The 15,122-nt window shown below is 68.0% G+C and carries 15 protein-coding genes; 8 read left to right on the plus strand and 7 right to left on the minus strand.

The annotated features are described in order from the left end of the window. Positions 1 to 55: 55 nt before the first annotated feature. Positions 56 to 688 (minus strand): LytR C-terminal domain-containing protein, encoded by a 633-nt coding sequence (locus tag ACGLYG10_RS06865; protein WP_073329548.1) that lies wholly within the window; start codon positions 686 to 688, stop codon positions 56 to 58. A gap of 225 nt (positions 689 to 913) precedes the next feature. Between ACGLYG10_RS06865 and ACGLYG10_RS06870 the strand changes: the two genes are divergently transcribed. Then, positions 914 to 1,354, plus strand: coding sequence for a hypothetical protein (locus tag ACGLYG10_RS06870; RefSeq protein ID WP_073329550.1), 441 nt, complete (start codon positions 914 to 916; stop codon positions 1,352 to 1,354). Between the two features lie 221 nt (positions 1,355 to 1,575). After that, positions 1,576 to 1,929: a hypothetical protein gene (locus ACGLYG10_RS06875; RefSeq protein ID WP_139240886.1), complete on the plus strand. Its 354-nt coding sequence runs from the start codon at positions 1,576 to 1,578 to the stop codon at positions 1,927 to 1,929. Between the two features lie 64 nt (positions 1,930 to 1,993). Here the strand turns inward: ACGLYG10_RS06875 and ACGLYG10_RS06880 are convergent, their stop codons facing one another. Beyond that, positions 1,994 to 3,166 (minus strand): PTS sugar transporter subunit IIC, encoded by a 1,173-nt coding sequence (locus ACGLYG10_RS06880; RefSeq protein ID WP_083565707.1) that lies wholly within the window; start codon positions 3,164 to 3,166, stop codon positions 1,994 to 1,996. Between the two features lie 315 nt (positions 3,167 to 3,481). After that, complete coding sequence (locus ACGLYG10_RS06885) at positions 3,482 to 3,982, minus strand: transcription repressor NadR (protein ID WP_073329555.1); 501 nt, start codon at positions 3,980 to 3,982, stop codon at positions 3,482 to 3,484. A 631-nt stretch (positions 3,983 to 4,613) separates the two neighbouring features. Between ACGLYG10_RS06885 and nrdH the strand changes: the two genes are divergently transcribed. From nrdH to ACGLYG10_RS16620, 4 genes are read left to right on the plus strand one after another with little or no spacing between them, the layout of a single operon-like run. Beyond that, complete coding sequence (gene nrdH, locus ACGLYG10_RS06890) at positions 4,614 to 4,862, plus strand: glutaredoxin-like protein NrdH (RefSeq protein ID WP_073329558.1); 249 nt, start codon at positions 4,614 to 4,616, stop codon at positions 4,860 to 4,862. A gap of 16 nt (positions 4,863 to 4,878) precedes the next feature. Then, the gene (gene nrdI, locus ACGLYG10_RS06895) at positions 4,879 to 5,289 is read left to right on the plus strand and encodes a class Ib ribonucleoside-diphosphate reductase assembly flavoprotein NrdI (protein ID WP_073329561.1); all 411 of its coding nucleotides are present in this window, start codon (positions 4,879 to 4,881) and stop codon (positions 5,287 to 5,289) included. Continuing rightward, positions 5,274 to 7,439: a class 1b ribonucleoside-diphosphate reductase subunit alpha gene (nrdE, locus tag ACGLYG10_RS06900; protein ID WP_073329564.1), complete on the plus strand. Its 2,166-nt coding sequence runs from the start codon at positions 5,274 to 5,276 to the stop codon at positions 7,437 to 7,439. The genes nrdI and nrdE overlap by 16 nt, the downstream gene beginning before the upstream one ends. Before the next feature lie 27 nt (positions 7,440 to 7,466). After that, positions 7,467 to 8,012, plus strand: coding sequence for a hypothetical protein (locus tag ACGLYG10_RS16620; RefSeq protein WP_139240887.1), 546 nt, complete (start codon positions 7,467 to 7,469; stop codon positions 8,010 to 8,012). A 1,055-nt stretch (positions 8,013 to 9,067) separates the two neighbouring features. Here the strand turns inward: ACGLYG10_RS16620 and ACGLYG10_RS06910 are convergent. Further along, a complete protein-coding gene (locus ACGLYG10_RS06910) occupies positions 9,068 to 10,195 on the minus strand; it encodes a bile acid:sodium symporter family protein (protein ID WP_083565708.1) in 1,128 nt (375 codons plus the stop codon). Between the two features lie 242 nt (positions 10,196 to 10,437). Between ACGLYG10_RS06910 and ACGLYG10_RS06915 the strand changes: the two genes are divergently transcribed. Beyond that, a complete protein-coding gene (locus ACGLYG10_RS06915; RefSeq protein ID WP_073329570.1) occupies positions 10,438 to 11,316 on the plus strand; it encodes an SMP-30/gluconolactonase/LRE family protein in 879 nt (292 codons plus the stop codon). A gap of 57 nt (positions 11,317 to 11,373) precedes the next feature. Here the strand turns inward: ACGLYG10_RS06915 and ACGLYG10_RS06920 are convergent, their stop codons facing one another. Then, a complete protein-coding gene (locus tag ACGLYG10_RS06920) occupies positions 11,374 to 11,982 on the minus strand; it encodes a DUF1269 domain-containing protein (protein WP_073329640.1) in 609 nt (202 codons plus the stop codon). Positions 11,983 to 12,274: 292 nt separating this feature from the next. Between ACGLYG10_RS06920 and ACGLYG10_RS06925 the strand changes: the two genes are divergently transcribed. Beyond that, positions 12,275 to 13,561: a hemolysin family protein gene (locus tag ACGLYG10_RS06925; RefSeq protein ID WP_073329643.1), complete on the plus strand. Its 1,287-nt coding sequence runs from the start codon at positions 12,275 to 12,277 to the stop codon at positions 13,559 to 13,561. A gap of 62 nt (positions 13,562 to 13,623) precedes the next feature. Here ACGLYG10_RS06925 and ACGLYG10_RS06930 read toward each other — a convergent pair whose 3' ends face one another. Both ACGLYG10_RS06930 and ACGLYG10_RS06935 read right to left on the minus strand, forming a co-directional pair. Continuing rightward, complete coding sequence (locus ACGLYG10_RS06930) at positions 13,624 to 14,121, minus strand: TspO/MBR family protein (protein ID WP_073329646.1); 498 nt, start codon at positions 14,119 to 14,121, stop codon at positions 13,624 to 13,626. Positions 14,122 to 14,290: 169 nt separating this feature from the next. Further along, a complete protein-coding gene (locus tag ACGLYG10_RS06935; protein WP_244542611.1) occupies positions 14,291 to 15,052 on the minus strand; it encodes a nucleoside/nucleotide kinase family protein in 762 nt (253 codons plus the stop codon). Between the last annotated feature and the right edge of the window lie 70 nt (positions 15,053 to 15,122).

Raw genomic sequence — 15,122 nt, forward strand, 5'->3', positions numbered from 1 at the left:
TCGCCTCACCGTCGGGCGTGCCTGACCCGCACCCGGCCCCAGGCCGTCTTGGTCGTCAGCCTTCTTCGGCGGCCGCCGTCTCCTCGGGGGCGGTGGTGGCGGCGACGCAGCCGGCGGGGGCGGAGATGGTCTCCCCGGATTTGAGCTGGCCGATCTCCTCCGCGGACAGAATGCCGGTGGAGTACTGGTCGCCCAGCACCACGCTGACGGTGGGGTCGGTGGCCTCCTGCGTCTCATCGATCTGCACGATCACGGTGCCGGTGAATGCCTGCCTGAGCGTGTAGGCGTTGGTCAGGCCGGCGGGGGAGGTGGTCAGCTGCACCTCGCCGGAGTAATCGCCCATGGGCCAGTCGGCCGTGCTGTTCACGGTCAGGCCGGCGTCTCCCAGGGTGTCTGCGACGCCGCCGGCCAGGCCGGTGGTGTCGGTGCCGTTGTAGACGTTGACCGGGATCGAGGTGATGTCCACGGTGGTGGCGTCCGTGGGCGGGCAGGGCTGCACCAAGGATTCGGTGTCATCTTCGGCGGTGGAGAAGCCCGGATCGTAGATGGCCGGCAGCAAGCCGCTCCAGATCATGAGACATACGACGGTCAGCACAGCCATCACCGCCAGCACACCGCCGATCACGATCGTCTGCCGGTGCTTGAGGCGGCGTCGGTACTCGGCGTAGGGGTCGGCGGAGGTGCTCACCCTCACAGGGTAGTGGACGGCCCGGGTCTGCGGGGCGCCGGCCAGGGCCGGGATGCAATACGATGGCAACGGCGCCTTGAATCCGCCGGTTCTGGGGGACTGGGCGGTGTGAACGAGACAAGTGAATGACCCCACAAAGGGCTGCTGCCCCCGGGGCCGCACGGTAGTGTCGTTTTGGTAAACGTCTATGGCAGTTTGCCTTGGCAGGAGTAGAGGTGGGAACCGATGACTGAATGGTCCTTCGAAGCGCAGATGCAGGCCGTCGAGGCGCTCTCGGACGCGTGTGCGCGCTGGATGCGCTCCGCCCACGTGGAGGAGATGTCCATTGAGGTGCAGGCCGTCGGTGCGCGCGCCGGCGTGCGCAGCCGTGCGCTGCGCTCCTCCGGGCTGATGCGCCGCGGGGGCTGGGAGGACAACATCGTGCCCCGGGAGGTCGTCGAGCCCGCCGTCAAGGTGCGCATCGCCATGGCCCGCCCCGGCGGCGGCGCCTGGACCAGGGGCGTGTTCACCATGAACAAACAGGACTACCAGCTCATCTCCGACTTCGACTACGACCACGAGCCCGTCCTCAATCCGCCCTACACCCCCGAGGACGTCGCCCAAGAGCTAGAGCTCTTCCCGCGCGACCCCAAGGCGACTCCGGACTGGATGAAGCAGAGCCGGTGAGCAGCCCTTACCCCGACTATCCCCGCTCTCCGCAATACCCCCAGGCTCCGGCGCCATACCCACCGGCCGCGGCTCAGTCCCCACCCGGCGGCGCATACCCTGCGAACCAGGCGCTGTACCCGGTCCCGCCAGGAACCCCGCAGCAAGTGCCGCGCCCTCCCTACGGCCAGCCGTACTACCCGCAGGCGCGGTCCCGGCCCACCGGTGCGCACGCCTGGTACATGGGACTGTTCGTATTCGTCTTGATTCCTGGTCTCGGGTCGATTGTTGCCGCGATTGTAATGATCGCCGTCGGCATTACTTGTCGCAGGGATCCTGAGCCTGCCCGCACCAACGGCACTGCGGCGGCCAGCTGGGGAGTGAACTATTTGCTCGCCACCATCCTCTTCCTGGGTGGCTTTTTCGTTGAGATGATCGTGCTTCCGCCCGATGACCTCAGCGGTTTTCTACCATCGATGCCTTACGTCACCTGGTTGATCATTTCCCTGTTCCACGTCATCATCAGTATCGCCTTCGGGGTCAGGGCGAGCCGCGGCAAGGTCGTCCCCTTCCGCGGCATCCCGTTCATCAGATGACTTCCTGCGCCGAGGTGTAAGAGTCCGGTGGAATGCGGCCGGCGGCCCCTTCCAGATCCCCCCACTAGGCCTTGGCCAGTGCCATGTCGCCGGGGCGGATCCAGTCGCGGGCGCGCATGAACTCGCTGATGGCCAGAGTCAGCAGTGCCGGGGCCGCGAACTGGAATAGCACGATCGTGGCCAGCAACTGCGCCGTGGGCATGGCGCCGCTCATGGTCTGCCAGGTCATGATCTGACCAACCAGGCCCGCCGAGCCCATGCCCGAGCCGACGGCGTTGGACTCCATGTGCAGCACAACGGTCGCCACCGGTCCGAGCAGCGCCGATGCCAGCGTGGGCGGCACCCAGATGAGTGGTCGGCGCAGGATGTTCGGCATTTGCAGCATGGAGGTGCCCAGGCCCTGCGCCAGCAGCCCGGACCAGCGATTCTCCCGGAAGGAGGCGATGGCGAAGCCCACCATCTGGGTGGTGCAGCCGATGGTCGCGGCGCCTGCGGCGATGCCGGACAGGCCCAGGATCACGCCGAGTGCCGCCGAGGAGATCGGCAGGGTCAGCACCATCCCCATGATGACGGCGACGATCACGCCCATCAGCAGCGGCTGCCGCTCGGTGCCCCAGTTGACCAGCTGTCCCAGCGCCGTCATCGCCGAGGAGATGGGCGGGCCGACCAACAGTCCGACGCCACCGCCCACGAGGATCGTGGTCAACGGGGTCACCAGGATGTCCACCGGCGTCCTGCCGGAGACCAGGCGGCCGGCCTCGACGGCCACACAGGCCGCCACGAAGGCGCCCAGCGGCTCACCCGGGCCGCGCAGCAGCAGTGCGGTGCCGACGTCGTCGTTCAGTATGGCGCTGCCGGACAGCAGGCCGGAGGCCTGGGCGCCGATCTGCCCGACGGCGGCCGCGGAGATGACGACGAAGGTGTCGGCCCCCAGCCGGCGGGCGGTACCCAGGCCAATGCCGGCGCCGGTGATCGAGGAGGCCACCCGCCCCATCAACACAATGAAGTCGCCGACGGTCCCGGGGATGAAGGCCCCGAGCTGGGTGAGGATCGTGCCGATGATCAGCGTGGCGAACAGGCCGTGCGCCATACCGGTCAAGCCCTCGATGAAGAACCGGTTGCCGAAGGCGCGCAGCCGGTCCAGCGGGCCGTGCGGCTCGGCGGGGGAGGCGACGTCTTTGGCGGGGATGTTGGCTGCGTTGTTGGTGGGGGCCTTGGGCTTGGAGGATGTGGACATGGGAGCCTCCCATGGACGACGGGGGCGACGGCCTGCGCCCACGCTGGGTGTCAAGACACTAAAAGGATAGTCGGGACCCGTCGGGTGTCATGACACAAGTGGCGTGAGCCGCCTCTCCCTTACGCGTGGACCGCGGTGCGGGTCCGGGCCGACAGGTGGGGAAACTGATGCTCCGAAAACGGCACAAACGTCCCGGGTGCTGTGTGGTCTGACCTCGTGGAACCGCACGATTTCAACGATCCGTTGCCGCAGGGCAGGGGCCCCGCCGATCGTTCATGCCGGATTCGGACATTCGTCCTCCGGAGGCAGCGGGCGTCAGCGCAGAATGCCGAGTTCGCTCAGTCGCGACTCGATGGTGTTCAGCTGCGCCTCCGAGTCGGCCTCAACCGTGTGGGCGTGCCAGCCGTTGGTCAGCTCGGACAGGGTGGAGGACTCGGTCATGCGCTCAAGAAAGAGGTCCAGCTCGGTGTGGTTGTGTATGAGCAGGTCCACCGTGATCTGGCCGTACAGGCGGTGCTCGATGATCGTGTCCAGAGCGGTGCCGCCGGCGTCGATGATCGCGGCCAGCTCGGCGGCCACCTGGTCGCGACCGTGCTGGACGTGGAAGACGCGGCGTGGCCGCGAAGTGGGGCGGGCCAGGACATAGCCGCGGTTGGTGGCGCGGATGGCGTGGCCGGCGGCACGCAGCAGGGCGACGTCACCCACGACGATCTGCCGGGAGGCGCCGAGTTGCTCGCCCAGCCATGCCGCAGCCAGCGGGGTGTCGGCCTCCTGCAGGCGGTCCAGGATCGCCTGTCGGCGCTCGGATGCGTCCATTTCGCGGTCCTCTCGATGCTCCTCTTGCTGCCCCACGGCGGGCTTGTTGCCGCGCGGCCGGCCCCTGTGAGCCGCCTCATGGGAACGTAGCACGGTTGCCATGGTCGACGGAACGGGTAGTGCTCGCGTGATTGGCGGTGCGACACGCCCGGGGCGTGGTGATTCGGGCGGCATTTTTCACCAGTTTGTCCCCAGCCTGGGGACCGGCGGAGTGGTGGTGCGGCTGTAGGCCTGTGGAGACGGTGAGGGTAAGCGGTCGGAATTCATGTCAGACCCCCGCGAGACCATGGCGAAGCCGATCCGGGGTGGTCGGGCGACGGCGTCGTGCCGACCACTCCGGGACTGTCGATGCGGGCGGGCGGTGCCGGCTCCACAGGGCGTCCACAGCGATCGGCGCACCGTCCACAGGCCGAAGGGACTCTATGCACAACGACACGCCAGACACATCATCTTGGGGTGGTGGCGCGCTCCGACCCCTAGGGGTAGTGTTTTGAACAGCAGGGGGCGCTTGCCCTCCCGAGAACTACATGCGTGTGATTACGTGCCGGTAAGTCCCCGTTCGTGGGGTTCCGAATCGGCCGCACGCACCGCAACCGTCCGACCATCCACCTAACGCCAGGAAGTGACTGACATGGCGATCACCGTCTACTCCAAGCCCAACTGCGTCCAGTGCGCCGCGACCTACCGCGCCCTGGACAAGGCCGGCCTGTCCTACGAGACGGTCGACATCACCCTGGACGCCGAGGCGCTCGACCAGGTCCGCTCCCTCGGCTACGCGCAGGCTCCCGTGGTCATGGCCGGCGGTGAGCACTGGTCCGGCTTCCGCCCGGACAAGATCAAGGCTCTCGCCTCCGTCGCCGCCGAGGCCGCCGCCATCTGAGCGGGGGCAGGCGTCCGTGAACGACCGCCCCCTCCTGGTCTACTTCTCCTCCACCTCGGAGAACACCCGCCGCTTCGTCGAGCGGCTCGGCTACCCCAGCGCACGCATTCCGCTGCGCTCGGGGGATCAGCCGCTGAGCGTTGACGAGGAGTACATCCTCGTCGTGCCCACCTACGGCGGTGGCGCCATCAAGGGCGCCGTGCCCAAGCAGGTCATCAAGTTCCTCAACGACCCGCACAACCGGTCGCTGTGCCGCGGCGTTATTGCCTCGGGCAACACCAACTTCGGCGAGGCCTACGGCATCGCCGGCGACATCATCGCCAGCAAGCTCAACGTCCCCTTCCTGTACCGGTATGAGCTGCTCGGCACCCCTACAGACGTCGAACGCGTCAAAGAAGGATTGGACAAGTTTTGGCAGAAACGCTGACGGCCCCCGCGAGCACCGCACCGAAGACCACGGTCTCCCCGGACCTCGACTACCACGCCCTGAACGCCAAGCTGAACCTGTACGACGCGAACGGCATGATCCAGTTCGACGCCGACCGCGAGGCCACGCGCCAGTACTTCCTCCAGCACGTCAACGACAACACCGTCACCTTCCCGTCGCTGGAGGAGAAGCTGGACTACCTGGTGCGGGAGGGCTACTACGAGCAGGAGGTGCTGGACCGCTACCGCCCCGAGTTCGTCAAGTCCGCCTTCGAGGCCGCCTACGCCTACGACTACCGCTTCGAAACCTTCCTGGGCGCCTTCAAGTACTACACCTCCTACACGCTCAAGACCTTCGACGGCAAGCGCTACCTGGAGCGCTTCGAGGACCGCGTCACCATGGTCGCCCTGGCGCTGGGCGACGGCGATGAGTCGCTCGCGCTGGACCTGATCGACGAGATGATGTCGGGCCGCTTCCAGCCGGCCACCCCCACCTTCCTCAACGAGGGCAAGGCCCAGCGCGGCGAGCCCGTCTCCTGCTTCCTGGTGCGCATCGAGGACAACATGGAGTCGATCTCCCGCGGCATCAACTCCGCCCTGCAGCTGTCCAAGCGCGGCGGCGGCGTGGCCCTGCTGCTGAGCAACCTGCGAGAGATGGGCGCCCCCATCAAGCGCATCGAGAACCAGTCCAGCGGCGTCATTCCGGTGATGAAGCTGCTGGAGGACTCCTTCTCCTACGCCAACCAGCTGGGTGCGCGCCAGGGCGCGGGCGCCGTCTACCTGCACGCCCACCACCCGGACATCATGCGGTTCCTGGACACCAAGCGGGAGAATGCGGATGAGAAGATCCGCATCAAGACCCTCTCGCTCGGCGTCGTCATCCCGGACATCACCTTCGAGCTGGCCCGGGCGAACGAGGACATGTACCTGTTCAGCCCCTACGACGTCGAGCGCGTCTACGGGTTGCCCTTCGCGGATATCAACGTCACCGAGAAGTACCGCGAAATGGTGGCCGACGAGCGCATTCGCAAGGACAAGATCAACGCCCGCCAGTTCTTCCAGACGTTGGCGGAGATCCAGTTCGAGTCCGGCTACCCCTACGTCATGTTCGAGGACACGGTCAACCGGGCCAACCCGATCAAGGGCAAGGTGGTCATGTCGAACCTGTGCTCGGAGATCCTGCAGGTCTCTGAGCCCAGCGTGCTCAACGAGGACCTGTCCTACGCGCACGTCGGCAAGGACATCTCCTGCAACCTGGGCTCCCTGAACATCGCCAAGACCATGGACTCCCCGGACTTCGCGCGCTCCATCCGCACCGCCGTGCGCGGGCTGACGGCCGTCTCCGACCAGACCGAACTGGAGTCCGTCCCGTCGATCAACCGCGGCAACCACGAGTCCCACGCGATCGGCCTGGGCCAGATGAACCTGCACGGCTACCTGGCGCGCGAGCACATCCACTACGGCTCCGAGGAGGGCCTGGACTTCACCAACGTCTACTTCGCCTCCGTGCTGTTCGCGGCGCTGACCGCCTCGCACGAGCTGGCCGTGGAGCGGGGGGAGACCTTCGTCGGCTTCGAGGACTCCAAGTACGCGTCCGGTGAGTTCTTCGACAAGTACCTGAACCAGGACTTCGTCCCGGTCACCGAGCACGTACGCGAGCTATTCGCGAAGTCCTCGGTGCACGTGCCCACGCGTGCGGACTGGGCGGAACTGGCGGAGAAGATCAAGCGAGACGGCATCTACAACCGCAACCTCCAGGCGGTGCCGCCCACCGGCTCCATCTCCTACATCAACCACTCCACCTCCTCGATCCACCCGATCGTCGCCAAGATCGAGATCCGCAAGGAGGGCAAGATCGGGCGCGTCTACTACCCGGCGCCCTATATGACCAACGACAACCTCGAGTACTACGAGGACGCCTACGAGATCGGCCCCGAGAAGATCATCGACACCTATGCCGCCGCCACCCAGCACGTGGACCAGGGGCTGAGCCTGACGCTGTTCTTCCCGGACACCGCCACCACCCGCGACGTGAACAAGGCGCAGATCTACGCCTGGCGCAAGGGCATCAAGTCGCTGTACTACATCCGCCTGCGCCAGGCGGCGCTGACCGGCACCGAGGTGGAGGGCTGCGTCTCCTGCATGCTGTGACACTGCGTGGCTAAGGGACTTAGGGCGGTGAGCCAAGGCGGTTGGGATCTGTCGCGTCCCTATCGTGTGTTTGTCGACGAGTCTGAGGTCCGGGGCTACTCGATTACCGCGGTGTACTTGCGACCGTCTGATGCGCATCGGATCCGAAAGACACTTCGGAATCATCTTCGCTCCGGACAGCGCTCCATTCACTTCACCAAGGAGCGTGATGAGGTACGCCGCGCGGTAATCGACGACGTCGTGGCGATGCCCATCAAGGTTGAGGTGTACCGGAGTTCGGTGAAACCGAGGATTGCGAGGCCAAGATGCTTACGCGCCTTGGCTGAGGCGTTGCGTGATGGCGCTTGCCAACAGCTCGTGCTTGATCGGAACGACTCTGTTATGCAGTCTGATCGACGCGTGCTGCATGAAGCGTTCGGCTCTGGTTGGGACGGAACCTACGACCATCTGCATGATCACGAAGAGCCTCTGCTCTGGCTGGCCGATGCTGTCAGCTGGTGCTGGAACAGGGGCGGGCAGTGGCGGGCCGCCTTGTCTAACGTCAGGCTTGACGTCATTGATCTGGGAAGCTGATACGCGAAACCCGGCTCGCCCACCGTCCGGAAGGCTGCCGGGTTCACTTCGCAGGGCTATTGCCCTGAGCGACCACCAGCTTACTTCGTCAGCGTCTACGGTGCCAGCGTCAGTTTCCCGGCAGGGCTAATCGTCGGCACCGAGGTGGAGGGCTGCGTCTCCTGCATGCTGTGACGTGCGAGTCGGTCGGACGCTCACGTGGCCAGGGGCGGGTGTCGAGTCAGGAAGCGCCTCGCCAGGTAGGTTGGGTGGTGGCCCGATGCCGGTTGGTCTCGGGGTTTCATCGTCGTTGCCGACGTTCTCCGGCGGCCGATCTCGGCGCCGGAGCCCGGCGATGAGATGTGCTGCCCGCTGGCGGCCAGCGGGTGAAGGTCCGGTGCTTCGTGTTGGCCGACGGGTCGAGCCGGAGCTGCGGGTTTGCACGCAAGGGCCGTCTGGGCGCACCCGCCCAAATCCCGGTTTCCCTTGGAAATACGCGGAATCTACCTCTGGGGCAGAATCCGGTGATATCACTCCAGTGTGCAACGGGGCCCGCGTTGCACACTGGAGCACCGTCATGACACCCGGATCGGGAGCCTGATCCGCGTAATCACGCGGATTCGGCCCCGGCGCTCGCTCCTGAAGTGTGCGGACCCACCGCGCCAGCGCGCGCAGCACCACCCAGCGGGTGCTCCGGCCACGCCAACCACCGACTCCAGCACCCGCACCACACCCCCCAAACCGGAAGAGCCCGAAAAGTGCGCATGGGTCCGGCCCACACAATACGAAATACGACCTTGGGGTGCGTTCCACGACCCTGGGGTGGTCGTAAAACGCACCCCAAGGTCGTAAAACGTCACGGAGGTCGTTGAATCTCCCGCCGCGGTCGTGCAGCACGCCGCCTGGGTCAACTACGGTGATGCGATTCATTCGGGCTTGGCCGCATTGCAGCGCGTCAGCAGCATGTGCCGTGGCGTCGGCGGGCACGAGCAGGAGCGGGGTGCGACCGTACGAGGGAGACGGGGACGTCCCACGTGTTGCCGGGTGACGTTGGCACGTCTCTCAGGGCACAGGGGCTAGTCGCCGACAGCGGCTTGTGCGCGCAGCTGGCGGACCGTGGCCAGCGGGTCCTCGCCCTCGGGGAAGCCGCGCAGGCGCCAGTACATGGCGAGCACCGAACCGGTGATCGTGTGCCAGAAGGTCGCCACGGCGCACGGCGCCGCCACCGCGGCGCTGAGGTAGGTGGCGGCGAGCGTGGAGCCGAGCCCGGCGTTCTGCAGGCCGGTCTCGATGGAGATGGTGCGCCGGTCACGGCGGGAAACCCCGATGAGCCGTGCCACCGCGTAGCCCAGGCCATAGCCGATGGCGTTCTCGACGGCGATCGCAACGAACATCAGCAGTCCGGCAGTGGCGATCAGCGCCTGGCTGCGGGAGACCACCGCGGCCACCACCCCGGCGATGGCGATCACCGACACCCACGGCATGATCGGCTGAACCCGCGCGACCTGCCGGTGGGCGAACATGTTCAGCATCAGCCCGGCCCCCACCGGCAGCAGCACGATCTGCACAATGGACAGCGCCATCGACCCCGCGGGTACCTCCATGTAAGTACCCGCCAGCCACAGGGTGAGCAGCGGGGTGACGACGGGGGAGAGCATGGTGGACAGTGCGGTCATGGATACGCTCAAGGCCGTGTTGCCCTTGGCCAGGAAACTGCACACATTCGACGTCGTGCCGCCCGGCACGCAGCCGATGAGGATGATGCCCACCTTGAGTTCATCCGGCAGCGGGACCAGGTGCGCCACGGTCCAGCCCACCAGTGGCATGACCGAGAACTGTGAGAGCACGCCGACCACCACCGGCACCGGGTGCCGGGCGATCATGGTGAAGTCCGGCACCGACAGGGTCATGCCCATGCCCAGCATGGTCACTGCCAGCAGCGGCGTCATGTAGTTGGACAGCGGCACGAAGGTGTCGGGGAGGAAGAAAGCCGCGAGGAAGGCCGCAAACATAATCAGGGGGAAGACGGCGACCGCAATCCGGGCGCTGCGCTCCTGGCGCGCATCCTCGACGGCGGTGCGCCGGGCCTCGGTGCGCTCGGCGGCTGCGCGGTCGGCCTCGTTTCCACCTCCACGGCGGGGGGCGAGCTGGTCGGTGGCGCGCGGCGCGGGCCGCGTGCCGGCGTCATTGGCAGAGGGAGTCATGGGATCCTCGGAAGGCGAGATGCGGGGTGGGTGTCCGCCTTCACGGTAGGCCCCGCCGCGCCCCGACGACGCCGCAGTCCAACCGGTGGACGTGCCCCGCGCGGTGGCTCAGTGCCGGCGCGCTTTTGCAGCCCGTGCCGCGCGCTTCGCACGGCGGCGCTGCCCGTGTGCGTCGCTTTACGCCTTGATGCCCCGCCTCGCGCCCTGCCGACAGGCCCGTCGTCCGCGCATAGCCTTACCCCATGCGAGCGCAACGCATCACCGACTCCATCGCCTATCACGCCGAGGGACCCTGCTGGTGGGAGGCCACCGGCCGACTCCGCTTCGTGGACATGCTCGCCGGCGCCGTCGTCGAACTGGACGAGGCCGCCCCGGGCGGGCACCGCCGTCTACCCGTCGGCTCCGCCGTCGCCTCGGTGATCCGGCCCCGCGTCGGAGGCGGCGCAATCGTCGCCACGGAGCACGGGATCTCCCTGTCCCGCCGCGAGGATCTGGCCGACCTCGCCCCCGCGGTCACGCTGTTCACCGACCCGGCCGTGCGCACCAACGAGGGCGGCTGCGACCCCGCCGGCCGCTTCTGGATCGGCACCATGCCGTATGCGAAGACGCCCGGCGGCGCCACCATGTACCGGTGGGACGGCCCGGGCGCCACCCCCGTCCGCGCCTGGGGTGGCGCCACCATTTGCAACGGACTCGGCTTCTCCCCCGACGGCGGCACCGCCTACTGGACGGACACGCCCACCGGCACCGTCGTCACCATGGACTACCGGCCCGACGACGCCGACCGCGGTGGCCTGACCGCCCCGCGCCCCTTCGTGTCTATCGACCCCGCCGCCGGACACCCGGACGGCCTCTGTGTGGACGCCGACGGCGGGGTGTGGGTCGCTCTGAACGGTGGTGCGGCCGTGCACCGTTACGCCCCCGACGGCGCCCTGGACGCCGTCGTCGAGCTCCCGGTGCGGCGAGTGACCGCCTGCACCTTCGGCGGTGACGACTACGCGACCCTGTTCATCACCACCTCCCGCGAGGAACTGCCCGACGACGTCGAGCCCGCCGCCGGGTCGATCTTCGCCGTCGCGCCGGGCGTGCGCGGACTGGCGCCCCTGCCCTTCGGAAGGTAGAGCAGGGGCGCGCTCGCCGCGGGCGGCACAGGGCGTGAGTCGGCCGTCGGCCGGGCTTCAGCCCTTGCGGTGGAAGCGTTCCTTGAGGCGTGCGATGCGCTCGTCCCAGTTCTCCCTGCGCTCCTGGCGCCGCTCCTCGCGCATCACCCGCGTCGCCTCGCGGTGGGCGGCCCTGGCTGCCTCCTGCGCAGCCTCCAGCTCCGCCAGTACCTCCTCCGCGGGGCGCCGCACCACCACGCCGTCGAGCGGGGCGACCAGCCCGTCCAGCACCTCGGGCGCGTACTCGCGGGCCTCCGCGAAGATCGCCGTCGTGCCCGCGGGCAGGCGCGAGCTGAACTCCCCGATGGCGGTCTCGGCACGGTTGACCCGTTCGACGTCGACGAAGCCTCCCGCCAGGGCGCCGGCGCCCCAGCCCAACAGCATTCCCAGCGGCCCGCCCAGAATGCCGACGACCATGCCGATGAGCCCGCCGGAGAAGGCGCCATCACCGATGCGGGCGTCCTCTCCCTCGGCCAAATGCAGGTGCCCATCCGGCTCCCGTTCGGCAATAATGGCCGCCGGTACGACGATTCTGTTCGCCTGCGCGGCCTGGCGGATGTCGCTGAGCGCCTCATATGCCTTACTGGACTCCGCGAAGGTCACCACAATGAAATTGTGCGCGGTCATGATGCTGACTCCTGCCTGGTAGTGGTTGGTGATCCCGCTGGGGGATCGTTGACGAGGAAAGTAAACAGCTCCGACCCCGCTAACTCACCGGGTTTTGAGCCCCGTTCAGGCAACTCGTATGGTTTTCCTGGCCGCGACTAAGAGCTGTTTGAGGCTACTGTCACGTGTTTTAATGTGTGCGATCAGAAAACGCCGGGTCGAGGCGGTATCTCATAACGATTCAAGCAACCTATTGGCGGCCATTGGGGGAGTCGGCAGATACTCCGCAGCAGACGTCGCAACAATTGCGAGCGTGGACCCATTGCTGCGCAACTGCCTGCTGGTAGTACTGTTCATCCTCCTCGGCGCCTGCTTCTCCGCCGCCGAGATGGCGCTGGTGTCTCTGCGGCCCACCCAGATCGAGGAGTTGGCCGGGCGGGGCGGCGCCGGGAGGACCGTCAAGCGGCTCACCGCCGACTCCAACCAGTTCCTCTCCGCCGTCCAGGTGGGTGTGACCATTGCCGGCTTCTTCTCCGCCTCCTTCGGGGCGGCGCAGATCGCGCCCGCATTGGCACCCGCTCTGAGCGCATTAGGCGTCGGACGAGCGGCGGCCGCGTCTATCGCATTCGTCGTCGTCACGCTGCTGATCGCCTACCTGTCGGTGGTGGTAGGAGAGCTGGTGCCCAAGCGGATTGCCATGCAGTCGGCCCAGACCGTGGCGCTGCTGGTGGCCCGTCCGCTCGCGGCCATCACCACCGCGCTGCGGCCGGTGATCTGGCTGCTGGGCGTGTCCACGAACGCCCTGTTGCGGGGGTTGGGTTGCAACCCGGCGGCGCGGGAGGAGTCCGTCGGACTGGGGGAGTTGCGCGCCCTGGTGCAGGCCCAGGAGAGTCTCGGAGCCGAGGAGCGGCGCATGGTGCTGGACCTGCTGGAGGTGGGTGAGCGGACGGTCGCGGAAGCGATGACACCGCGCACCGAGGTTGAGTTCGTCGGTGCGAACCTGTCCGTCGCGCAGGCGCGCGCCTCCCTGGCCGGGCTGGAGCACTCCCGCTACCCGGTGCGCCGGGGCCGGGATGACGACGACGTCGTCGGCTATGTGCACCTGCGGGACCTGATCGCGCCCGCCGACGATTCGCTGACCGTCGGCGCGCTGGCCCGAGAGCTCCTGCTGCTGCCGGCGAGCGTGCCCATGGTGTCCGCGCTCAGCCAGATGCGCGCGGCCCGCGCCCACATCGCCCTGGTGGTGGACGAGTACGGGGGCACGGACGGGATCGTCACCCTGGAAGACCTCGTGGAGGAGTTCGCCGGACAGATAGCCGACGAGTACGACCGCGAGGAGCCCGCCGTCGTACGCCGCGGTGACGCCGTTGTCATCGGTGGTCTGGCCACCCGTGCCGAGGTGGCCCGGGCGCTGGGGCGCGAACTGCCCGCCGGCCCCTTCGACACCCTCGGCGGCTTCATGATGCTCGAGCTGGGGCGGATGCCGCGCGCCGACGACGTCGTCGCCTGGGACGGTCTGCGCCTGCGGGTGGTGGCCATGGACGGCCGCCGGGTCGACCGGGTCGAGGTCGTCTCCGCGCGGAAGCGCCGAGACACCTGAGACGGGCCGGCCCGCGCGGGCGCCCGGGAGCCCCGCTCGACGTCGTCGTGGGGCGCGGCGGCTCAGTCGTTCAGCTTCCAGACGGCGCAGGACAGGGCCGTGGCGAAGGCGGTCCAGGCCGGGTACGGCACCAGGGCGATGCCGCGCATCTTGCTGACCTTGGAGACGCGGCGAGTCAGATCCGCCGAGCTGGCGGCGAGCACCCCGGCCCAGGCGGCCGAGAGCATCGGTTGCTGGGCCCGGAAGAAGGCCCAACTCCAGCCACCGTTGAGTGCGAGGTTCGCGACCAGAGCCGTCAGGAAGCGCTTGGCCTCCTTGCTGGTGCCCGTGAGTTCCCCCGCCTCCCACAGATCGGCCAGGGTGAGCCCGGTGGTCAAGGCGATATCCGTGTACAGCGTGGTCCAGGCGATTGGGAAAGCCGCATTCGGTGGATTCCAGTCCGGCTTCTTGAGTTTCTTGTAGTACTTGCCGTCCGGGTCGGAGGCGGCGGTGCCGACGGCGGCGGTCACCGCGACCAGTGCGGACGTGGTCAGCAGCGCCTTCATCTTGAAGTGGGTCATTGGAATGCTCCTCCTTCTGCGGCGGACGCCCGACGTTCCAGGCATCGCTGCGGCGAGGCTATTGACCCCGGATGGGGGTGGACTCGATGCGGGCGCACAAGTGGGCGGCAAGGCGCCGACCGCATACGGGGGAGCGTCTGGGGAATGGCTGAGGCGCGGCAGCGCCGGCTCAGGCGTCCACCGCTGCGGCGGGCTCCAGTCGCCAGATCTCATCGCAGCGGTGCGCGCAGGCCGTCACCAGGCGGGCGTTGGGCACGTCCACGGTGCGGACCCAGTGCGCGGCGTCGGCGGCACTGCGGCCGAAGCTCTGGTGTCGGGCCACCAGGCGACGCACCAGTTCCGCCTCGGGAACGTCGATGAGAACGAGCAGGTCGATCCGGGCGCGGATGTCCTCCCAGCCGCCGGAGTCCAGTGCCAGGTAGTTGCCCTCGGTGAGCACGACGCCCGGCCCGTGTACCAGCGTCCCCGCCGCCACCGGCTCGTGCAGGTCCCGCCGGTACACCGGAGCCAACACGTCCACGCAGGCGGGGGCGCGCACCCGGTCGAGGACCGACAGGTAGCCGGCGACGTCGAAGGTGTCCGGGGCGCCCTTGCGGCCGTGGCGATCGAGCGCATCCAGGACCGCGTTGGACATGTGGAACCCGTCCATGGGCACGATGCCCGCGAGCAGGCCACGGTCCCGTAGTCGCTCCTCCAGAGCTGCCATGAGCGTGGACTTGCCCGACCCGGGCGCCCCGGTCAGCCCGACGACGATGCGGCCGTCGCCGTCGCCGTCGCGGGCCGTGGCGCCGTCGTCGACGCCGTCGAGGCGGCCGGGGTGGTCGGCTGTGCTCCCGGCCGTGGCGCCGTGTAGGCGAGCGGCCAGACGTTCCACGAGGTCGGTGAGCAGTTGCTCGGCGGGGCCGGTGTGCATGATCGGCGAGGTGGGCATGGAGCGATTATCGGATACGGCGGCGCCGGACGTCGCGGTGTAGGCGTTCCACCTGAGCATTTTCGCGCGG

It is taken from the genome of Actinomyces glycerinitolerans, assembly GCF_900098745.1.
GTDB classification, from domain to species: Bacteria; Actinomycetota; Actinomycetes; order Actinomycetales; family Actinomycetaceae; genus Actinomyces; species Actinomyces glycerinitolerans.